Annotated in this window: 15 protein-coding genes and 4 pseudogenes; 3 read left to right on the top strand and 16 right to left on the bottom strand. The window is 68.1% G+C overall.

The window, feature by feature from the left end; genetic code table 11:
• From ACIPEK_RS44145 to ACIPEK_RS44125, 5 genes and pseudogenes are all read right to left on the bottom strand, one after another.
• Positions 1-175 (bottom strand): transposase (locus ACIPEK_RS44145; RefSeq protein WP_402008267.1); only part of this gene is annotated, 175 nt, incomplete at its 3' end.
• A 447-nt stretch (positions 176-622) separates the two neighbouring features.
• A pseudogene (locus ACIPEK_RS44140) lies at positions 623-736 on the bottom strand (IS630 family transposase); the annotation flags it as partial.
• A 98-nt stretch (positions 737-834) separates the two neighbouring features.
• Positions 835-1737, bottom strand: a complete 903-nt coding sequence (locus ACIPEK_RS44135) for a MauE/DoxX family redox-associated membrane protein (protein WP_402008265.1) — start codon at positions 1735-1737, stop codon at positions 835-837.
• Positions 1738-1768: 31 nt separating this feature from the next.
• Positions 1769-2383: a cell wall protein gene (locus ACIPEK_RS44130; RefSeq protein ID WP_402008263.1), complete on the bottom strand. Its 615-nt coding sequence runs from the start codon at positions 2381-2383 to the stop codon at positions 1769-1771.
• An 11-nt stretch (positions 2384-2394) separates the two neighbouring features.
• On the bottom strand, positions 2395-2598 hold the full coding sequence (locus ACIPEK_RS44125; RefSeq protein ID WP_326603381.1) for an RlpA-like double-psi beta-barrel domain-containing protein: 204 nt from the start codon (positions 2596-2598) through the stop codon (positions 2395-2397).
• On the opposite strand from ACIPEK_RS44125, the gene ACIPEK_RS44120 reads away from it, so the two are divergent.
• Positions 2588-2887, top strand: coding sequence for a hypothetical protein (locus ACIPEK_RS44120; protein ID WP_402008261.1), 300 nt, complete (start codon positions 2588-2590; stop codon positions 2885-2887). The two genes, ACIPEK_RS44125 and ACIPEK_RS44120, sit on opposite strands and share 11 nt — an antisense overlap.
• Positions 2888-3016: 129 nt before the next feature.
• Here the strand turns inward: ACIPEK_RS44120 and ACIPEK_RS44115 are convergent.
• From ACIPEK_RS44115 to tnpA, 5 genes and pseudogenes are all read right to left on the bottom strand, one after another.
• Positions 3017-3688, bottom strand: a pseudogene (locus ACIPEK_RS44115) (dienelactone hydrolase family protein); the annotation flags it as partial.
• A gap of 341 nt (positions 3689-4029) precedes the next feature.
• On the bottom strand, positions 4030-5457 hold the full coding sequence (locus ACIPEK_RS44110; protein WP_402008259.1) for an RtcB family protein: 1428 nt from the start codon (positions 5455-5457) through the stop codon (positions 4030-4032).
• 5 nt (positions 5458-5462) lie between these two features.
• Entirely contained in the window at positions 5463-6446 is a 984-nt protein-coding gene (locus tag ACIPEK_RS44105) for a CapA family protein (RefSeq protein ID WP_402008257.1), read from the bottom strand.
• A gap of 26 nt (positions 6447-6472) precedes the next feature.
• Complete coding sequence (locus tag ACIPEK_RS44100; protein ID WP_402008255.1) at positions 6473-6880, bottom strand: archease; 408 nt, start codon at positions 6878-6880, stop codon at positions 6473-6475.
• A 417-nt stretch (positions 6881-7297) separates the two neighbouring features.
• Positions 7298-7645: pseudogene (tnpA, locus tag ACIPEK_RS44095) on the bottom strand (IS200/IS605 family transposase); the annotation flags it as partial.
• On the opposite strand from tnpA, the gene ACIPEK_RS44090 reads away from it, so the two are divergent.
• Both ACIPEK_RS44090 and ACIPEK_RS44085 read left to right on the top strand, forming a co-directional pair.
• Entirely contained in the window at positions 7584-8024 is a 441-nt protein-coding gene (locus tag ACIPEK_RS44090) for a hypothetical protein (protein ID WP_402008253.1), read from the top strand. The pseudogene tnpA and the gene ACIPEK_RS44090 overlap by 62 nt on opposite strands.
• 312 nt (positions 8025-8336) lie before the next feature.
• A pseudogene (locus tag ACIPEK_RS44085) lies at positions 8337-8882 on the top strand (DUF5926 family protein); the annotation flags it as partial.
• A gap of 551 nt (positions 8883-9433) precedes the next feature.
• Here the strand turns inward: ACIPEK_RS44085 and ACIPEK_RS44080 are convergent.
• The 6 genes from ACIPEK_RS44080 to ACIPEK_RS44055 form a co-directional block, all read right to left on the bottom strand.
• On the bottom strand, positions 9434-11968 hold the full coding sequence (locus ACIPEK_RS44080) for a TniQ family protein (RefSeq protein ID WP_402008251.1): 2535 nt from the start codon (positions 11966-11968) through the stop codon (positions 9434-9436).
• Positions 11965-13101, bottom strand: coding sequence for an AAA family ATPase (locus ACIPEK_RS44075; RefSeq protein WP_402008249.1), 1137 nt, complete (start codon positions 13099-13101; stop codon positions 11965-11967). Before ACIPEK_RS44075 ends, ACIPEK_RS44080 begins: the two co-directional genes overlap by 4 nt.
• Entirely contained in the window at positions 13098-15275 is a 2178-nt protein-coding gene (locus tag ACIPEK_RS44070; RefSeq protein ID WP_402008247.1) for an integrase, read from the bottom strand. The genes ACIPEK_RS44075 and ACIPEK_RS44070 overlap by 4 nt, the downstream gene beginning before the upstream one ends.
• Entirely contained in the window at positions 15272-15946 is a 675-nt protein-coding gene (locus ACIPEK_RS44065) for a TnsA-like heteromeric transposase endonuclease subunit (protein WP_402008245.1), read from the bottom strand. The genes ACIPEK_RS44070 and ACIPEK_RS44065 overlap by 4 nt, the downstream gene beginning before the upstream one ends.
• 201 nt (positions 15947-16147) lie before the next feature.
• Entirely contained in the window at positions 16148-18055 is a 1908-nt protein-coding gene (locus ACIPEK_RS44060) for an ATP-binding cassette domain-containing protein (RefSeq protein WP_402008243.1), read from the bottom strand.
• A 503-nt stretch (positions 18056-18558) separates the two neighbouring features.
• Positions 18559-19035 (bottom strand): hypothetical protein, encoded by a 477-nt coding sequence (locus ACIPEK_RS44055; protein WP_402008241.1) that lies wholly within the window; start codon positions 19033-19035, stop codon positions 18559-18561.
• Positions 19036-20012 lie beyond the last annotated feature (977 nt).

Below are 20012 nucleotides of genomic sequence, written 5' to 3'. Positions count from 1 at the left end.
GGTCATCGCGCTCGCCGGCGTCAGCCTCGGCCTGCCGGATCCAACCGCGCAGGGCCTCCGGATGCACGCCGAGATCGACGGCCAGTTTCTTGATCTGCGGCTTCGGATCGGCGGTGCGGTACATCCGTACCGCACGCTCACGCAACTCGAGCGAGTATTTCCTGGGGGCAGCCATGGTCGATGTTCCTCTCATGAAAACCATCTGACCCTCTGTCACCACACTCCGCATCTCGGGGGAACCTCAGAGCGACATCCTGCCTGGTGTCTGGGGCGATCTCGACGAAGCCGACCTGTCCCGACCGGTCGACGAGCTGGCGGGAATCCTGCTCGTTCTCATTGATCGTGGGTGGATCGGGATCCGTCGACTCGCACCGTGGACCTCCCCCTCCGGGGAGAATGGGTTTCAGCCCGGCGAGCTGGCGCCTCGTCATCAGCTTCCGGCGATTCTCGAAGATGCGGCCACCTGGGAGTATCCCGAAGACGGGAACTGGATTGGCGCGTTGACCCTGGTCGGAACCGAAGCGGGAAAGAAGATCACTCGGCTATCTCCCGAGGAGATGGCCGAGTAGACCGTCGTGGCTGGAAACCTCAGACCGCTGCCAACGATCGGCCGCCCAGCGGGGCCCTTCTCGCTGCGGATACGGGCTCGTTCGCGGCGGTGGGCGGCCAGGAGGTCGGGGTGGCGGGCGTTGGCATCGCTCCGGCGCAGATGGCGGTGCAGCTCGCGGGTCTGAACGGCTCGCCTTCCCAGCAGGGCCGGACCCGCGGCTGTCGCGGGACCGGCCCTGCTGTGCTCCTCAGGCCCGTGGCAAGCCGAAGTATCCGTCCGTGGCGTCAGCCCGCCATCGGCAGGATCCTCAGCGACGGCACCGCGTTGAGTTCGTCCACGGCCACCGCTTCCCCGCTGTCCGCGTCGACATAACTGACACGGACGACCGGGTCGCCACCGGTGTCGCGGCCGGCCGTGGCGTCGAGTGCGAATACCACCGCGACCGGGCGCGCGTTCTCCCGGTCCCCGTACACACCCGAGTACTGGAGAATGCGCCAGCCGTCGTCCTCCCAGTGGTCCAGCAAGGCAGACCGGACCACTGGCGCGGCGGCCTGCCAGGCCAGGGAGTTCTCCAGGAGTTCGACGCTCGCCGCGACCGGCACCGGGTTCCCGGCGGCGGTGCCGAGGAGCGGGTGCCCGAAGACACGCAGTCTCGTCCGGCGCAGTGGCAGCAGCCACCACCGGTCGAGGTCCGCCGAGAGGGCGACCAGAACCGCCACCGCCCCGGCCAGGAAGACAAGGGCGCCGCCAGGCCGCTCGGAGACTGCCGGCCACCAGGTGCCCTGTGCCACCGCCACCGTGGCCCCGCCGATGAGCACAACCGCCGCCCGCGCGAACGCCCGCCAGGTGATGCGGGTGTCCTCACCAGCCGAGCAGCCGCAGGAGGACTCCGGCGCCACGGCCCGGCCGTAGCCGAGGTAGGCGAGGAAGCCCGCCCCGAGCACCCCGGCGGCGGCCCCCGGCACCGGGTTCGCCGGGGCCACCAGCAGACCTGCGGCGATGAGGAGTTCACCTGCGCCGGTCGCGCGCAGCACCGTCGTGGCCCGCTCACTGCTGCGCAGCATGCGGGCCAGCACCGTCTTCGGCGCCAGCTGTGCGGTGCCCCGGCTGAACACCTTGACCGCTCCGGTCCACCCGAGCAGGCCCGCGAGGACCAGCGGGGCGAGGCTCGTTGTCAGTGACAGCATCTGTTCCTCTCTCTTTGTCCTTGGACCTGCATCAGTGCCCGACGGAGATGCGGACGACGTCCACGGAGTTGTCGGACGGCCGCCAGGCACCGAGCACCTGGGCGCTCTGCCCGATGCGCAGCCGGGACAGGTCGGACGTCAGCGCGCGGCCCGCGTACGAGGCGCTGGTGTCCGGGGCGACGTGACCGACCAGTTCGTGCTGCCCGTGGGCGAGGTGCAGCCGGTTCTTCGCGATGCCGCGGATCTGCGTGTCCAGATTCACGATGTTCACCCACACCGCGTCGGCGGCCACGGTGCCGTCGGGCATCTTGACGCCGCGTGCGTAGAGCCCGTCGCCCACCTCGATCACTTCGGCCGTGGTGGCGCGTACTTTCCACACGCTGGTGACGTTGGTCATCTGTACCCGGGAGCGGCCGCCATTGGATCCGGCCACCTCCAGGATGCTGCCGGTGATGCCCATGATGCGGCCCTCCACGAAGGTGGACTTGGCCATCGCGGGGTCCAGGGAGGGTTCCGCGGCGAAGGCGGCCTCGGCATCGAGGCCGCCGAGCGCGGTCGCGCCGATGATGGTCGCGCCGCCGAGGGCGGCATTGGTGAGGAAGCGCCGGCGGCGCATCCCGTCGGCCCGGTCGTGTCGTACGGTCATGTCGGTCCTCCTCACTCGTAGATGTAGACCGGCAGCTTGCCCGAGCTCAGGTTGCCGATCGCCGAGAAGGCGGCCGGGGTCAGGTCGAGGACCCGGTTGGTGCGACAGGTGCCGTTGCAGCAAGTGGCCTCGCCGCACCAGTCCTTGGTGCGTGGGCCGCAGTCGGTGATCGTGATGCATACCGTCGCGCCGGAGCACTGGTGCTTGACGTTCATCACCGCACCACAGCCGCGTCTGGGGATGTTCTCGCCACAGAGGTCGGGCCGGGTGATGTTCCAGCACGCCTGTGAGGCGTTGGGCCACGCGCCGTGGTGTGCGCTGGACTGGCAGTTGCCGCAGGCGCCGCCGCCGGCACTGGAGCATGGCCCCCAGGCATTGCCGCAGCAGAACCAGCTGGTTTCACCGGCCCACAGGCTGGTTGATCCGCAAGCCATCGTGTTGCCCCTCCCAGGAAATGTCACGTGCATGACAAGTTCTCGACCGGCCGTCGACAAGCACATCTGAAGCGGGGCGCCCGTATTGCGGCCGCGGATGGTTGTGCGAGCGAAGCAACCCAATGATGCGCGTAGACAAGCCCGTTGCATAGATGGCCTCGTTCCGCATCGTCGAGAGCCTCGCAACCGGTGCCGACGCTCAGCCGCCTGGTTCCGCCCGACGAGCCAGGTGGCCGGCGAACCACTCGCCGGCCAGCTCCGCCACCTTCCCGAGAGCGCCGGGCTCCTCGAACAGATGAGTGGCGCCGGGGACCACGGCCAGTCGGCTCTCGCAGCGCAGCAGCGCCTGGGCCTGGCGGTTCAGGTCCAGCACCACCTCGTCATCGCCTCCGACGATGAGCAGCGTGGGCGCGGTCACCGCCGGCAGGCGGGGCCCGGCCAGATCGGGCCTGCCGCCGCGCGAGACGACCGCCGCAGCCGGGGAGTCCGGCTCCGCGGCCGCCCACAACGCGGCGGCTGCGCCGGTACTGGCGCCGAAGTAGCCGACCACGAGGCCATGGGTCTCGGACCGCTCGAGCAACCAGCGAGTGGCGTCGGCCAAGCGGCGGGCCAGCAAAGCGGTGTCGAAGACGTGAGCGCGGTCCAGTTCTTCCTCCGCCGTGAGAAGGTCGAACAGCAGCGTGGCCAGGCCGACCTTGTTCAACGAGGTCGAGACGAAGCGATTGCGCGGGCTGTGCCGGCTGCTGCCGCTGCCGTGGGCGAACACGACGATGCCCGCGGCTCCTTCGGGGACAGACAGCTGCCCGTGGAGCCGGACCGGTCCGGCGTGCACGACGACTTCCGGATCCACGGCCGCCATAGCCGCACCTCCCACGGTTGCTGCGTCTACGTGCTGTTGCTCGATGGCCTCAAGAAGGTGAGCCCTTTTGCCTTACGATGTCCGAAAGCTGCAGGACGGCAATCTGTCATCCCTGCCCTCGGCTTCGACCGGATTTCTTGCCGACCCTGCACCTACGCTCCACGCTACTCGCGTTCCGCCGAGGCGCGGGAGCCCACCTGGTCGGAGCATGCGCGAAGGTCCGGGAAGCCGTGTGCTGCGGCCGAACCGCGCGGGAGCGCGGCGGAGCCACTCCCGCGCGGTTCGGCAGCGCACACCCCTCACTGACCGGGCCCTTCAGGAAGCTGCGTCCCTCTCTCCCGCTCCGTACCGGCTCATCCCTTGACGACGCCCAGCGGCACCAGACGTGCGACCAGCCGGGCGAGTCCGGCGCCCTCGGTGACGGCGGCGACCGCGTCGACGTCCTTGTACGCCTCCGGCGCCTCCTCGGCGAGACCACGCCACGAGGAGGGGCGCACGGCAATGCCCCGGGCCTCCAGCTCGCCGCGAAGCTGCTCCCCACGGACCATGCGCAGCGCGTGGTGGCGACTCCAGACCCGGCCGGCGCCGTGGCAGGCGGAGTGGAAGGCGTCGTTACCGGGCAGGCCGACCATCACGTACGAGGCAGTGCCCATCGTCCCGGGGACCAGTACCGGCTGGCCCGCCCGGACGAGGTCCTCCGGCAGGCTCGGGTCGCCGGGCGGCAGCGCCCGCGTCGCGCCCTTGCGGTGGACGCACAGTCGACGTGCCACACCGTCCACTTCGTGGGTCTCGAGTTTGGCCGTGTTGTGCGAGATGTCGTAGACCAGCTCCAGACCGACTCCCGCAGCCGTGGTGAAGGCGTGGCGGGTGGCTTCGGACAGCAGCTGGCGGTTGGCCCGGCCGTAGTTGGCGGCCGCCGCCATCGCCCCCAGGTAGGCGTGGCCCCGGGGCGAGTCGACCGGCGTGCAGGCCAGCTGCCGGTCCGGGACCTGGATGCGGTGCCGGTGCAGTTCCTGGTCCATCACGCGGACGTGGTCGGTGCACACCTGGTGTCCCAGGCCGCGCGAGCCGCAGTGGATCATGACGCACACCTGGCCCATCTGCAGTCCGAAGGCCGCCGCGGTGGCCGCGTCGTAGATCTGATCGACGGCCTGGACCTCCAGGAAGTGGTTGCCCGAGCCGAGGCTTCCCACCTGGTGGAGGCCGCGCTCGACGGCGCGCGTGCTCACCTGCCCCGGGGCCGCGCCGTCCAGGACGCCGTAGTCCTCGCAGCGCGCGAGGTCGCGCGGCACGCCGTGCCCGTGCTCGACCGCGTACCGAGCGCCGCCGACCAGCAGCTCGTCCATCTCCCCGGCCCCCGACAGCTTCCACAGGCCGCCGCGCCCCATGCCGCGCGGGATGGTGCTGTCGAGGATGTCCATCAGCCGCCGCATCCGGTCATGGCCGAGCGACTCGCGGTCGATATCGGCGGCCAGCAGCCGTACGCCGCAGGAGATGTCGAACCCGACGCCGCCGGGCGAGATGACCCCGCCGCGGGAAATGTCGGTGGCGGCCACCCCGCCGATCGGGAAGCCGTAGCCCCAGTGGACGTCGGGCATGGCGAAGGAGGCATGGACGATGCCGGGCAGCGTCGCCACGTTCGCCACCTGCTCCATTGCCTTGTCCCCAGCCGCCTGCGGCAGCAGCGCCCGCGAGGCGAACACCACCCCGGGTACGCGCATCGGCTCCCGCTGCTCGATACGGAAGCGGTACGGACTCTGCTCCACCAGTGCGATGTCCACGTCCCTCACCTCCAGTCGACCGTCAGCCGTCCGGTCCGATCGGCGACGGCGGTGCCGAACTCGGCGCAGGCGGTGGTGAGCCGCTCGCGGATCCACTCCCGGTCCTCGCCGCGCGCCAGGCAGGTGTGGCAGTAGTCCAGGGCCAGCGGCATCGCCTCCACCCGGACGGGAAGCAGGTGCGCGGCATCCGGGCCGTCCAGGGTCACCAGGAAGAGGAGCCCCAGGTCGTTGCGCAGGACCGGATCGACGGCGTAGTCGTCGACGAAGTCGCCCAGGTCGTAGAGGATCCGGTCGGCGATCCCGTGGAAGACATGGGCGGAGTGCCCGGCGACCAGCGTCGCTCCCGCCGTCAGCAGCTCCGGGGCCGCGGCCGAGACGTGGCGCGGTGGCCGGGAGGTCATGTTGGGGCCCCAGTGCGGAGTGACCAGTACGACATCCGCCGCCGCCGCGGCGCGGCTCACCGACTCCGTCAGCCAGCCGGGCACCCCGACGTGGAGATCGGCCCAGGCCACACCGGGACTGTCCGACCCGGCCGCGTACTCCTGCGGGTGGTCCGTGACGCCCACCACCGCCAGCCGCACGCCGCCCGCCTCCAGCACCGCGAACTCCCGGGCTGCGTGTACGTCCGCCCCGGCGCCGACCGCGTGGACGCCCGCTCCGGTCAGCAGGGTGCGGGTGTCGGCCATGGCGTCGAACCCGTAGTCCAGGGCGTGGTTGTTGGCGAGCGTCACACAGCTCACCCCCAGTTCGGCGAGCACCTTCGCGGCGACGGAGGGAGCGCGGAAGAAGAAAGCCTTTCGCGGGTCGGGCCAGCGCTGCCCGCGGTCGGAGACACAGCACTCCAGGTTGAGCACGAACAGGTCCGCCTCCGCGAGGACCTTCCTGACCCCTGTGGAGACCAGCGTCCCCGGCACCGGCGAGCGGCGCAGCTCCTCGGCGACGCTGCGCCCGAGCATGGTGTCGCCTGCCAGTGCCACCGTCAGCGTCATGATCCTGTCCCTTCCCCGCCCCGCACTCAGACGTCGAGGGTCACCCGGCAGGTCCAGCCGCCAGGGCCGCCACGCAGTTGCAGGTCGTGCAGCGAAACGGCCTTCGGCACCGCACCGATCGCCACGGCGGTGCCGGTGTCGGCCATCCGGAAGCGGACCGGCAGGCCCCGACCGTCCCCCGCCGACCGGATCGCCCCCACCTCAACGGCGAGCGGGATCTCACCGTCGGCATCCATCCGGTAGACGACCTCCTCCAGGACGGACACCAGTAGATCCTCGTCGGACCCCGCCGTGACCACGTATTCGCGTTCACCGACAATCGCGGCCCCGGTCGTGTCGGCGAAGCTCTCCAGCACCGCGCGCACCGCCTCGCCGATGCACCCCTCGGCCGTCGGCGACCATGCCTCCACCCGCATGTCCGCGGTATGTGGCACAGCCCGGTGTCCACTCGCGCCGGGCCGCTTCCCCACAGGTTCCCGACCGTCCACGGTCGGCGCCTCTCCGTCGTCTCCGGATGCACAGCCTGATGCCGGGTTTCCCGAGCCGCAGGCGATGCCTCCTCCAGAGTCGTCCCGTACACCGCTCCAGGGCAACCTGCACGAGGCGCGACCACCCGTCGGCGGGGCACACACTTCCCCGCCTCGCTTGCCACAGGAAATTGAAAGGTGACACACGGTAGTTTTTTCGCGATCCTCGCGAAGGAGTGCAGGCATGCGACGCCGAGGCCGCGCGAGCGGGGGCGGATGAGGAAACTTCCGCTACCCCTCTTCTTCGGGGGGGAATTCGATCCTGAGCCCTGCGGTGCGGAGTGCCGCCGCATCGCTCCGGAATACCCCGCCAACGGTCGGTACTCAGCCGGGCCGCTTCTGGTTCTCGATGTAGTCCTTGACCACCTGGAGCGGTGCGCCGTCGCATGACCCTGCGAAGTAGGAGCCGGACCAGAACCGGCCGTGCATGATCGCCCGGTTCGCACGGCCGGTGAACTCCTGCCGCAACCGGCGCGAGGACACACCCTTGAGGAAGTTGACCAGGTTAGACAGGGCGACCTTCGGCGGGTTGTGCACCAGCACATGCACGTGGTCCTCTGCGCCGTTGAATTCGATCAGGTCGGTTTCGAAGTCCTCGCAAACCTTCCGCATGATCTCTTCGCAGCGCGTCGGCATCTCGTCATTGAAGGCGTCCCGCCGGTATGTGGTGACTTACCTGGAGGCCTTCTTGGCGCGGCATGCATCAGGCTGGACGGACGGCGACTTCGGAGGATCGCTGAGCCTACTCCGGGACGCCGGTACGGCAGGTTACGAGCCGACGGAGTGCGACATCGGCTGGCTACCTTGCGCCGTCGAGGTGACCAAGACGCATCGCGCTGACGTGGTCCGTCCCGCCTCCTCGAAGTTTGCCAGCCGCAGGAGCTACCCGTGGAACCTCCGGACGGCGGCCATTGCCCACGAAACACGGATTCTGCTCATGCTCGTGGTCATCCGGAATTGCTCACGGATTCTCGGTTCCTGCACCTTCTGTAGGCTCCACGACTTCGTGAGCAGTGGTTCCTGGGAAGATGCCGAAATCCGGGCTAAGTGAGCACGGCCAGTGTTGGTCCGGCATGAGCAATCTCATCCTGTGAGCGGCCACCTGCGGTCACGGACCGTGCGGGGTGTCAGCCCGCCTGGGATGCTCTCGGCATTGGAGGCATTTTAAAGCCACCTTGCTGCTCCGCATGACGCAGACGTGAGGTCCTCAAGTGACTCACAGACAGCAGAAATCTCGGCAGGGTACTGGGATTTGCGAGCTTTGAGTTAATAAGCCCCGACTGGAACGCCGGATGTTATGACGGCCTCTTGCCCTCCGAAAGTGGCTGGAATCGATTCAGCAGTTCCCTGGTCCACATGCGTCGTCGCCCCCGCCTCCGCAGCCGCTCCGACTCTGTGGATCGGCCTCTCAGAGAGCGTCCCCGTCGGTCACGCTTGCCACCGTGCTGCCCATGGCCTGGCTGTCACTGCGACGCGACAATGGACCGGTCCTGGGCCTACAGCAGGGCAACACGAAGGCCGGCGACGCCAGCCGCGACCTAGCCGACACCCTCCAGTGCGCCCTCACCGCCGAGCCCACCTGCGCTGGGTCATGCCGCACCCGGAGGAACAGCTCCTGGCGCCTCTCGGTTGACACGTGGCGGGCCGCGCCGGCCTCGGCGGGGACACCCGTCTGGTGGATCCTTCCGTGGTCACCGGCTCACGGTGTGTGTCGGCCTGGGATCGCCCGAGCGGTGTCACCGCGGAGGATATCGAGAAGTCAACCGCCGAGTTCGCCGAGCGCCTCGCCGCCGTGGCCTCGGATGAGCCGCTGACCGCTGACGAGCGCCGGGCCCTCGGCGGCCCGACCAGCCCGGTCACATTCAGTTGCCCCATCGGTCAGCCGCTGTCACGCCATCGAGCCGGGTGACCCCTGTCACAACTCCCCCAGGACGGGGGGAAATAGGCGTCCGGAAATCCGCGATCTAATTTGCGAACCGGCGCTCTCATGCTGCAATGGCGACACCAATAAGCCCGTCGGTTCGAGCGGCCTGGACGGCTTCTACTCGTGCCGCGACGGGCGCCGAAGATCACCCTAGGAAAGGTGATGCATCGTGTCCCCTGACGGTACCTCGCAGCAGAGGAAACGGCCCAACGAAAAGTCACGATGGGGTGTCTTTCTAGCCGCAGTGTCAGCTGCCGCCAACGTATGGCGGCTTCTGCGGGAACTCCTGATCCATCACTGAGTCTGCACCCTCGCACCCTACTGAACGTCACCGCTGCTCATGATCCCCTGGATTTGCTCGGGCAGTGCTCATGCCAGGCGGAATTGCTCACGAAACTGCGGATCCTAGACCATTATGTAGGTTCCGCTTGACCGTGAGCACTGGGCCCTGCGGAAACCCCGGATTCCGAGGGCGGTGCGGACTGGTCGCGTCGTCTTGGATTGCGCAGTCCCCTGCTCCCGGCTTTGTGCGGCGGTCACGGTGAGTGGCCGCCGAGCAGGGAGAGAAGGCGGGCGGCTTCGTCGAGGAAGCGATGTCCGTCTTCCGTGATGGTGAGGGGCCGGGATCGTCCGAAGTCGATGATGGTGAAGCCCGCTGTCTCCTCGATCCGCTTGAGTTGGTAGTTGAGAGTGCTCCAGGTCATCCCGAGTTCGGCAGCGGCGTCCTGAAGAGTGCGGTGTCTGGAGGCCACCGTGAGGTGCCGTAGGCGTTGGATGCAATTCTTTGTCCGGCTGACGGCGTGCATTGCAGGGGACACGTCGGTGTCGAGTGATGCAAAGGAGTTGGTGAAGTGTCCGGTGGGATGCCGAGGGATGCCCCATTTGCTCACGAGTCGCATCACGTCGTCTTTGCGAACGCCGAGTTCGCGCGCGATGTCTGGTGAAGAGCGCCCCTTGTGGTGGTACTCCTTCTCCAGCCAGGCGCGAGAGATGGTCTTCTTGAGGTAGCCGGCTGGGCGGCGTCGGCGGGTCGGGATGCCTGCTTCGTCGAGTGCGTGCCGGACGGTGTTGATGCTGCAACCTGCCAGCTCGGCGATCTGGCGCTGGAGTAACTGCTGTTCCTGGTAGAGCCGTTTGAGGCTCCGTGGGGCCAGGACTCCCCGACGCGGGAGGCGTCGGCCTGGGGTGGGTGGCCGCTGCTGGACGGGCTGCGGTGCGGTAGTGCCCAGGGTCTCGACGGCAAGGAGGAGATGGGCGTCGTCCAGGTCGAGCAGGCGGGCGAGCTCGGCGGGCTCTGGTCCGTTCGCGGCATGCTGCGCGAGCTGGTTGCGGTTGATCGTCTCGGGGCCGGGCGGAAGGCTGAGATCCGTGACCCAAGTTGGTGGGGGCTCCCAGGACACCGGCTCGTCGATGCCGTGGGATTCCAGATTCGCGGCTGCCTGCTCATGCAGGAGTTCATGGAGGTCGGGATGGAGTCGGTAGTGGAAAGTCAGGTGCCCGGTGGGGGTGCGCGAGGCGGCGCCGGGCTCGGCCCCCAGTAGCAGGCGAGCCAGCTGCCAGCGCAGGCGTTGGATCCGGATAGGGGCATGGGACCGCCAGCCGTGGCGCTGGCAGAGCGCCTGGTAGGCGTTGTGATCGAAGGCGACGCTGTCGGGGCTGAAGAGTCTGCGACGGCGGTCATAGTCGATCGGGACGGGATGGCTATCCAGAGCCTTGGCCAACGCGGGCAGGACCATAACCAGGGTTTCGGCCCCTGCGAGCGCCACGGCCGCGTCCAGTGTCCGGCGGTTGCTCTTGGGGCTGGTATTGCTCAAGAGCGATGCCGTTTGCAGGTAGTCCCAGTTCGTGCCGGGCAGCAGGATCAGAGAGGAGCATGCCCTCCGGAACCCGGCGACGGGGGCGTCGGTCTTGACGGGCAGAAGGCGGAAGGCCCAGGACGGCCAGATCATGGCGGGCAGCTTCGATGCCCGGTGGCGTACGTCCTCGTCACCGCGGTCGGGCCAGCACGGGGCGGGGGTGGCGGTGCCGTAGCGCAGGCGGGCGATGAAGGTGAGCTCGGAGTCGGCGGCCGAGAGCATGCGGTTGACCACGCGGGGCCCGGCGGGCAGCCACTCGGAAATCTTGCTGGTGGCGTAGTTACTTCGGGGGACCCGTGGGCGGTCGGTGGACATCAGCCAGGCGAAGACCTCGTCGCAGGCTGGATGACCAGGGTCGGTTGCGATCACGGCCACTGCGGTGCCGACGGCGGTGTTGTGGGCGTCGCTGGCCTCGTCGCGGACGGCCAGGGCGGGCAGAGCGCCGCCGCAGTCGTCCAGGACCGCGGTGACCACTGATGGAGCGGAGGGAAGTTCGCGGATGCCGCGCAGAGCCCTTCGGGCGAGGACGTAGAGTTCCTGTCCGCGGGTGCGAGCTTCCTCTGCCACCGATGCGTCCAGGATTTCGCGGCTGACGGCGAGTTGAGCGGCCAGGACCGCCCCGTCGGGCCGCAGAGCCGGGGCGGGAGACTCGATAAGCGGGTATCCGCAGCGGATGGCACGTCCGGTTTCGGTCGCGTGCAGGCAGACGCCGGGAGACGACGGTCTGCCCCGTCCCCGGGTGCTGACCGGCGGATGATGCCCGCAAGCCAGGCAGTAGTCACAAAGCAGCAGCTCGTGGCGGACGCAGGCGAACGACCACGGCAGCCGCCAGGCCAGCGGCCACCGCCCGTGGTTGTCGGCCAGGCAGGCGGGACAGAACCGGCTGCGTGAGCCGTAGTGCCGCCAGGCCGGAGGTCTGCCAATGGTGCGTTTGTCCGGGTCGATAGCCACGGTGACACCGTCGAACCGGTCGAGCGTCATCGCGGCCAGCGCTTCGGGCGTGAGCCCGGTGCGGCGGGCGAGTGTGTCGCATTCTGCGTCGGTCAGCCTGCGGACCATGAACCTCGGGTCCGTCCCGGACAGCCCGAGAAACCGGGTGAACTCTCCACCGCTGACGGCCAGCCGGCGGGCGTATGCCTCGATCCAGCTGTCGAGGGCTTCGTCCTCGACAGGCGGAACCCACAGCGGGATCCGCTCGTCGGTCCACCGCGTCATGCCGACTTCCTGCGGCGCTCAGCCGGGGACGTCGGGCGGGTGGTGAGCAGGCCGGCTTCGACCGCGGCTTCGAGTTCCTTGCGGGCTTCCTCTGCGGCTGCGTCGTTCTTCACCTGGTTCATCAGCTCCTCGTCGAGGCGTTCGCGGCCGGAGCGGATCGCGCGCAGGCAGCCGCGGTTGATCAGCGCCATGAGGGAGGCGAAGTGCCCGGTGGAGCGGGCGTAGAGGTAGTCCGAAAGGTCCCGGGCGAGCATCCCGGGGTACTTCTCCGCCAAGACGAGCTTCTGCTCGATCGTCTTGAGCAGGGTCTGCCAGTGCCGACGGCCCTCGTCGTCCTCGATCTGAAACGGCGGCAGCGTCAGCGGGGTGGTGCGGCGTCCGAACTGGGCGAGTTCGGTCTGCTTGCCGGAGAAGCCCTCGCGCAGGACGCCGCGCTGCTGGACACCGACGCCGACGTAGATCAGAGTGACCGGGAAGACGTTCGCCAGGTACTTCAATTGGTTCGCCATGCGGACCGAGTTGGAGTTCGCCCCGGCGAGGAAGTGGATGTCGTCGATGATGATCGCGGCTGTCTTCATGGACAGCACAGCGTCCACGGCCCGCTCGGCCAGGGTGTCGGCGTTCCCGGACGTCGGCAGCCCGTAGAAGCGGCAGATCGCCGCGTTCAGACCGCGGATCTGCGTGTTCCCGCTCAGCGCGATGTAGATGACCGGGACCCTGCGGTCTCCGCTCGGTGTCGTCTCTCCGCGCAGGGCGACCTGCTTGCGGAACAACTTGCGGCCGTAGTCCCGCACCGCCGTGCTCTTGCCGAGCCCCGGATAGGCGTCCACCAGGGCCGCAGGCTTGGTCTTGTCCCCGTCCTGCCGGTTCGAATCGACAATCTCCTCCAGGGCATCGTGCAGCGCGAGGAGCTGGGGTGTGTCGATCGGGCCGATGTTGGCGTGCCAGACCTCCCGGTTGTCGTTGTGCACCAGCAAGTCCCGCGGCGAGAGATCGGCGAGCTGAGCCCGGGTGAACTGCGGAGGCTGGATGCGGCCTGGGCCGTTGACCTCCTGCAGCCAGCCCGGAAGCCGAGTGGGCGAGTACTGGCGATCATCGCCCTCGAACGGCTCGATGCCGTCCGCCGTACTCAACGGCTCTCCCAGACATCGGCATAGTACTCGTCCTCATCGACCAGGACGGCGGTCTCCTCGTCTGCGGGGACGGCCTCGCACTCCTCGTCCTCGTCGTCGTCCCCGCCCAAGTCCTCATCCACAGACGCGACCACCCGCAAATCCGGTGTCGCCTCCTGGCCGGCTCCCGCGTCCGGCGAACTGAGCGCCGCCAGACGGCGCACGGAGGGAAGCTCGGCGATCTCGTCGACCTCGCAGTCGCCTTCGCCGACCATCCGCAGACGGTCCTGCGACAAGCGCACCGCCATGCGCCGCTCGGTCCGGTCCGCGGTCAGCCCGGCACCCCAACGCTCCAGCAACTCGATCAGGGCGCGTTTGGTGTCCGGGAAACGATGGGTCTTGGCCGCGATCCGGCGCGCGTACTTCAACGCCTCCAAGCTGGCCGGCCCGTTCAATGCCGGCGCATGCTCCCAGTCCAGGGTGTGCCACAGACGAGGCTGCTTCGGATCCTGGAAGTAGATCTTCCTGACGTCGGCGCGGTCCACCGCGACCGGCCACTTGCCTGCCTGCTCACCGCGGTGCGGGCTGATCTGATTGCGGTAGTCATCGAGCCCGTCCCCGTTGTAGCGAAGCCCGTTGATCTCCACCCCGTAGTGATGGATGGGGCACCACTCCTCCTCCAGGAACTCGAAGGCGAGGCCCGGCCTGGCCGGGATGCGCAAGGGTCCCGCCCGGTTCACGCCGTGCTCGAACATCTCCAACGGGCTCAGCTTCAGTCCGGGGACCTCCGGGACTGTCAGACCCCGGTGGTGCCGCCTGTGATAGATCAAAGTGATCCATTCGCGGATGATCGCCTCAAGCTCGTCCAGGAAGAAGTACGCCTCGTTCTCGACGTTCTCGCCCCGGCTGTGCACGTCCGGCCCCTTGTAGCCCGGCAGAGCCGCCAGCAGCCCCTGGTTCAGCGTCTTGAACCACCGTTCCACCGGCTTATCGGTGGGCGTATAGGGACGAGCCGGCTGCAAGGAGATGTCGAGCTTCGTGCAGACGCTCGCGATGTGGTTCGAGACGTAGATCTTGCCGTGGTCGTAGATGATCGTCTCCGTGGCGACAGGCGGCAGCAGCGGCTGCCCGTCCGCGTCCACCAGCTTCTCCGCGTCGAACAGCACGGTGGAGGGAACTCCGCAGTACGGCAACGGCTCTCCCGTGTCGGTGGATACCTCCCATGGACGAACCGTCTCGAACAAGACGCCCGCCACGTCGGTCGACTTCGTCGATACCGGCGTCAGGCGCAGCCCGGTGATCACCTTGCTGTAGAGGTCCATCGCGACCGTGAGCTCACATTGCACCCACCGGCACGTCACCGGCTCCATCGCGAAGACATCCAGACTGTTGGTGTCCAGCACGATGTACTCACCCGGCCGCGTCGCCCGCAGCCTGCCGAAGACCCCCTGCGGGCGGTTCGCGATGGACCGCTTCCCCTTCGTGCTGCCATCGAACGCGTTCGTCCCCCGGCTGAGCTCCTTCAGCAGCGCGTACCCCTTCGTCTGCTTCGGAATACTCACCACGCCAGGGCCGTACTCCTTGACCACACGCTCCTCGATCTCCATCAACACCAGCCCACGAACCGGGCGGCTGGACTTCTCAAGGCCCTTGATGACCGAGCGGGCTGTCTCCAGCCAGCGCGGATCCACGCGGTCCAGCACGCTCGTGGGCTGGCGCTTGCTCACCAGGCCAGCCGGCCCCGACTCCTCCACCAGCGCCACCCACCGCCGCACCGTGGTCACGCTGACGCCGAGCTCCGCGGCCTTCGCCTCGTACCGGTGCATCAAGGGCACTCCCGGCGCGTAGTCAGGCCGCGGTTCACCCTCCAACGCCATCTCAGCAGAGCCCAACTGGTAGCCGGACCGCACCTCCTGGACATGCCGGAACCGGGTGGTGAGCGCGTCGTCCTCCGCGGTGCTGAGCTCGCCCAGCATCGCTGCGGCCGCCGGCTGTGCAGGAGGAGTTTCCACGAGGAACTCGGTGGACGGATGGGCCATCAGCACCGACAGATCAATCTGCCGCCACGTGGGACGGCCGTCCGCCGAGATCTGCTGCAGGAGAATACGGCGGCCTTCGATCTCCGCGATGGTGAACTGCTCGCCGTCATAGGTCAGCGGCAGGCCTGTCCGAAGCGGTGTGGTCCAGGTGTTCACGCGGACCTCCGCAGGACCCAGTCGCCGCTGAGCGGACGGGACAGATCGGTGGTCAGCCGTCCTGACCACACCAGAGCGAGCAGTGGTGGTCGGGCCTCGTAGTCGGGGCGCCCGGCGGCCAGACGGCGCTCAGCGTCCGCGAGCTGGTCCCCGTCCCGGACCGTCTGCCAAGCCCGCTCGATCTCGGCGTCGGGGACCACCCGGGGGCGGCGGTATGCCGCCAGGAAACGCACGTTCTCCAAGAGCACACGATCCGCCCCGGACCAGATCTCGTACTCCCAGCCATGCCGCTCGATCAATTCCCCCGGCCAGGCCAGAGCCTCCACGATCTTCGGATCGGCGAGCCGATCCGCCGGCTTGACGTTGACCACCCGCACCGTCCCCGACGCCATGGCCAGCAGAAAATCCGGAACATGGCGACGAACGCGACTTCCGACCCGGGCCGACAGATGACACGGCTGAGCGTAGATCCCACGTACCGCAGGATCCATGTCGGCCAGGAGCAGCCGGGCCAACTCCAGCCGGCTCTCGTAGACGACGGGCCCAGCCATCGTCGCCGATGCGTATCGCCCCGAGTGGTGCGTCTGGCCGTGGACGGAGCGAAAACTCCGCCAAGGCACCGACCACGTGAAGTCCGCCAAACGCAGATCCCTGAAAGGGACCTTGCGCACCGACGCGTCGTCATACCGGATCGATGCCGTGGGCGGCGCACTCTTCTTACCGGATCGCACTGGACTCTGAACGACCATACGGGCGACCGTAGTTACTTACCGCAGCCAGTGCCCACCGAACGGCGAAAATGCCCAATCGCTGTCCATCTCGCATAGCCAGTGTCCATCAGAGTGCGGAACCTACACCTTCTCCGGGACCGGCTATCGGTCCTGCGAGAGCTCGAGGAGTTCGGCGAAGGTGCCGCCGGCGTGTGCGAGGTCGTCGTACAGGCCCTGCTCAGTGATGCGGCCCTGTTCCATCACCACGATGTGGTCGGCGACCTTCGTGTTCTCCAGCCGGTGCGTGACGACGATCGTGATGCGGTCGCCGGCGATGGACTTGATCTCCTCGAAGATCTGGTGCTCGCCTCGCGGGTCCATCTGAGAGGTGGGTTCGTCCAGGATCAGCAGAGGCGGGCGCCGGTACAGGGCCCTGGAGCAGGCCAGGCGCTGCCACTGGCCCCCGGACAGCTCGGCCCCGCCGAACCACTCCCTCGCGAGGAGCGTGTCGAGGCCGTTCGGCAGGTCCTCGACGGCATCACGCATGCCGACGGCGTCGACCGCGTCCCATACAGGTGCGTCGTCGAAGGTGCGAGGTTGTCCCAGCGTCACGTTCTCTCGGACCCGCAGCGGCCATTGCGCGAAGATCTGCGGGACCAGCCCGGTGTGGGCCCAGACCGTGGCCGGATCGACGGAGGCGAGGTCCGAGCCGTTCCAGGTCACGCTGCCTTTGTCGGCGAGGTAGATACCTGTGATCAGGCGAGTCAGGGTGCTCTTGCCGGAGCCGTTCACCCCGACGATTGCGAGGATCTCCCCGCGTCGCAGGGTCAGAGAGACGCCGTCGACGGCCGGCTTGTCCTTGCCCGGGTACTGATAGGTGGCCTCTTCCAGCCGAATCTCCCCCACCGGTGCGCTCACCCGCAGTTCGCCGCGCCGAGGAGCCCGCTCGGCCGCGTCGTCGAGGAAAGACTGCATATCGCTGAGGTAGAGGCTCGTATGGAAGACGGCGGCGCCGTTGATGACGACCTGCGACAGGGCGGCCAGCGTGGTCTGGACGGCGACGACCGCAGTGGCGGCGATGGCGAGAGCGACCCGGCCCGTCACGGCCAGCCAGGCGAGGGAAGCCCATGTGGCGACCAGGAACATCCCGCCGACGAGCGAGGACACCAGCGCGATGCGCAGTGTCCGCGGGGCCGCGGCGAGCGTTCGCTCATCGACCCGTTCGGACAGTGACCGGTACCAGTACAGAAGATAGTCCGTCATCCCATTGGCGCGTACCTCGTCGCCGTACTTGGGGGTCGTGGACCACCACCGCATCATCCCCCTCACATTGCGATCGGCGATGTTCGCGTAGTGGATCTCGTAATCGACCCGGGCGGTGAGCGCAGCCCCGACACCGGCCGGGAGCACGGCGAGGAGTAGCAGAGGAAGCATCAGGGGGTTCAGAACGGAAAGGACACTGCTGGCTGTGACCATCTTGACCAGGGCCGACATGAAGCGCTGGGCGTCGGTGACCATGACGTGTGTGCGGATCACCCCCATCTCCGCGGCCTCCTGCCGTCCGGCGAACCCGTCCACGGCGTAAGCCGTCGCCTCGACACGGCAGACCGCCTCGACCAGGGCGGTGTCCGTCGCGGTCGTGAGCCTGGGGGTGATCCGCCGTTCGGCGTATGAGGCCAAGGCGCTCGCACCGCGGTTGACAGCCGTCGCACCGGCTACGACGAGCAGAGCCGGCAGGGCATGGTGCAGCCGGTCGGCAACGGCGGAGTCCTCGAGGACGGGGCGCATGGCCCTGGCCGTGGCGGCCAGCAGTACCCCGGCGGCGACGCCGGTCAGCAGCTGGCAGGCGAGGAGCAGCAGCACGGCCCGGCGGTCGATGTCCCAGGACATCTTGGTGATGCGGCGCAGGACTGAGGGGAGCTGCGCACAGAGCTTGCGGAATGAAACCTCGCCGAGCGGGTTCACGGAGTATTCCCCCGTGTACTTGATCTCGGCGGGCGGTGGCGGTGACGGTGGCGGGGGAGAGGACGGTGTCGCGGCTCGCGTGGCCTTGGCGTCGGCTGAGGTCAACTGCACGTCTCCTGCTCGGTCGTTGTCGGTTGTTCGGCGTCACAAAGGTCAACGAATGAGACGGCGATATCGAACACACGTGTTTGAGCCGAAGCGGATTCAGTACGGGAACGTGGGAGAGGCAGGTGCCGAATACACTCACCCTTGGGGCGTGCGGAGCAGGCCGGACGTGGTGGTGGCCGAATCGCCGAGGCTGATAGGCATGTGACAGATGGGCTGACGATTGTTGGTGGATGAGTCGATTCGGGGATCGCGTCTCTGCGGCCCACGGCATCACGATGGCGAGAGGGGGCCACTGTTCGTACGGGTTGGAGGGGCTCAAGCCCATGTCGTTGGACAGCACTGCCGTCTTCAGGCCCGAGGCCCGGATCGTCCGAGAGGCTTCGACCATCCGGACTTCCGGCCTGAGGTTGCCAGGGCGCGGGGCGCAAGGTCCGTGGCATCGATGCCGAGAAGGCCGGCGATGCCTTCGTTCCACGCTTCCTGGGTGATGTCTCCGCGTTTCAGGTCCGCGCACAGCTGACGGACCGCGGGAACGACGGTGACGGCCAGGAGGCGATCGGCTCAAAGGAGTCTGCTGGGCCGGGCGAAGGCGCGTACGCAGTCGTCCAGGCCGTGGTGAGGACTCCGCTGAAGTCGAATATGACGGACTCGTACAGGGACATGATGTCTCCAGGGACCCAGCCGAGTTCCGGGACAGCCACTTCATGGTCGTGGCCGGTGCCGAGGCCGCGCATGGCCAGCCGGAGTGCCGAGGATTCTGAGGCGGCGACCAGAGCCCCGGCACGTCCGGTGAGCTCGGCGAAGTGCTGTTCGGGGATGGGTGGGAGCTCTCTGTCGAACGCGTCGATCTCACCGGTCGGTGTCCCGCTGCCGACGAGCGCGTAGGTATAGAGCTTGTGAGGAGCGCCGGTTGTGATGTGGGCTTCGCGAAGGCCGGCCAGTACAGCGGCTGCTGTCTCGCGGTGGTTGGGATGCACAACGTCGATGGGATGGGCGATGAGGACTTGCGGCCTGTGCCGGACGATAGGTACGCCCACGGCTCAGGCAACCATGCTCTTCAGGAACTCCAGCCAGGTCCCCAGGACTTGTCCTCTCCCGCCACCGCCTCACGGTCGGTCACCAGTACGGCGGGGGAGACGTCCCGCATCGGCTCACCGCGCACCGGGCGGTTACCGGCTGCGGTACCGACACCGGGCCCGACGAACGGCGCATCTGGGCCGTCATCACCCTTTGAACCGGGGCGTTTCCCGCTGTCGACGCGACATACCCACCTTTCCGCAGCAGACGCGGTCATGTGCCCCAAGGTCCCGCCGTGACCAGCAGCGAACATGAGCTCGCCGGGCGGCCCCCTTCCCCCTTCCCCCCGACGCCCAGTTGTCTGCGGTCGCGGGGCTTTGCCTCGCCCAGCGGAACCCGGCAATCGAACGGGGTTCGACCAAGCGCATCCCGGCCTCGCCCAGACCTTCGAGGGGAAGGGGGGAGGACGGAGAGCCGACTGATGGCAGATAGAAATGAAAACGATTATTGATGGTGTGTGGTCGAGGCCCGTCCCGGACGGATATCGCTGACGTGTCATGCGTCCCGCACGCGTTCCGTCGCCGCCCGCCTAACCCGAGGAGGGCGGGAGCCGCCTGTGCATGCGGATCTTTGCGACCTGGCTCTGGGAAGATGAGTCGGCTACGGCCTTCCGCTGTCTCGCGGTGCTGTCCTGCCCAACCGGCCGACCGGCTGCCCCCTGGCGACCCGCGGCCCGAAAGGCCGTGGAGAACCCGACCGGCGCAGCGGGTCCCTTGTTCTGCCTGCGAAATGAAAACGCGTCAGACGCCGCACGGTCGGCGATCACCAACACCCCGTCGGCACAGGGACCTGCCGATAAATAACTCTGCTTTTTCTGAGGGTAGTTGGACCGTAGAGTGTGGGTGTGTCGGAGGGGATCGAAGCGGGGCTGGGGGAT

The organism is Streptomyces sp. NPDC088246, from assembly GCF_044741025.1.
In the GTDB taxonomy this organism is placed as follows: Bacteria; Actinomycetota; Actinomycetes; order Streptomycetales; family Streptomycetaceae; genus Streptomyces.
The sequence above is the reverse complement of the archived record's forward strand: the minus strand, read 5'-3'. Positions and strand labels throughout refer to the sequence as shown.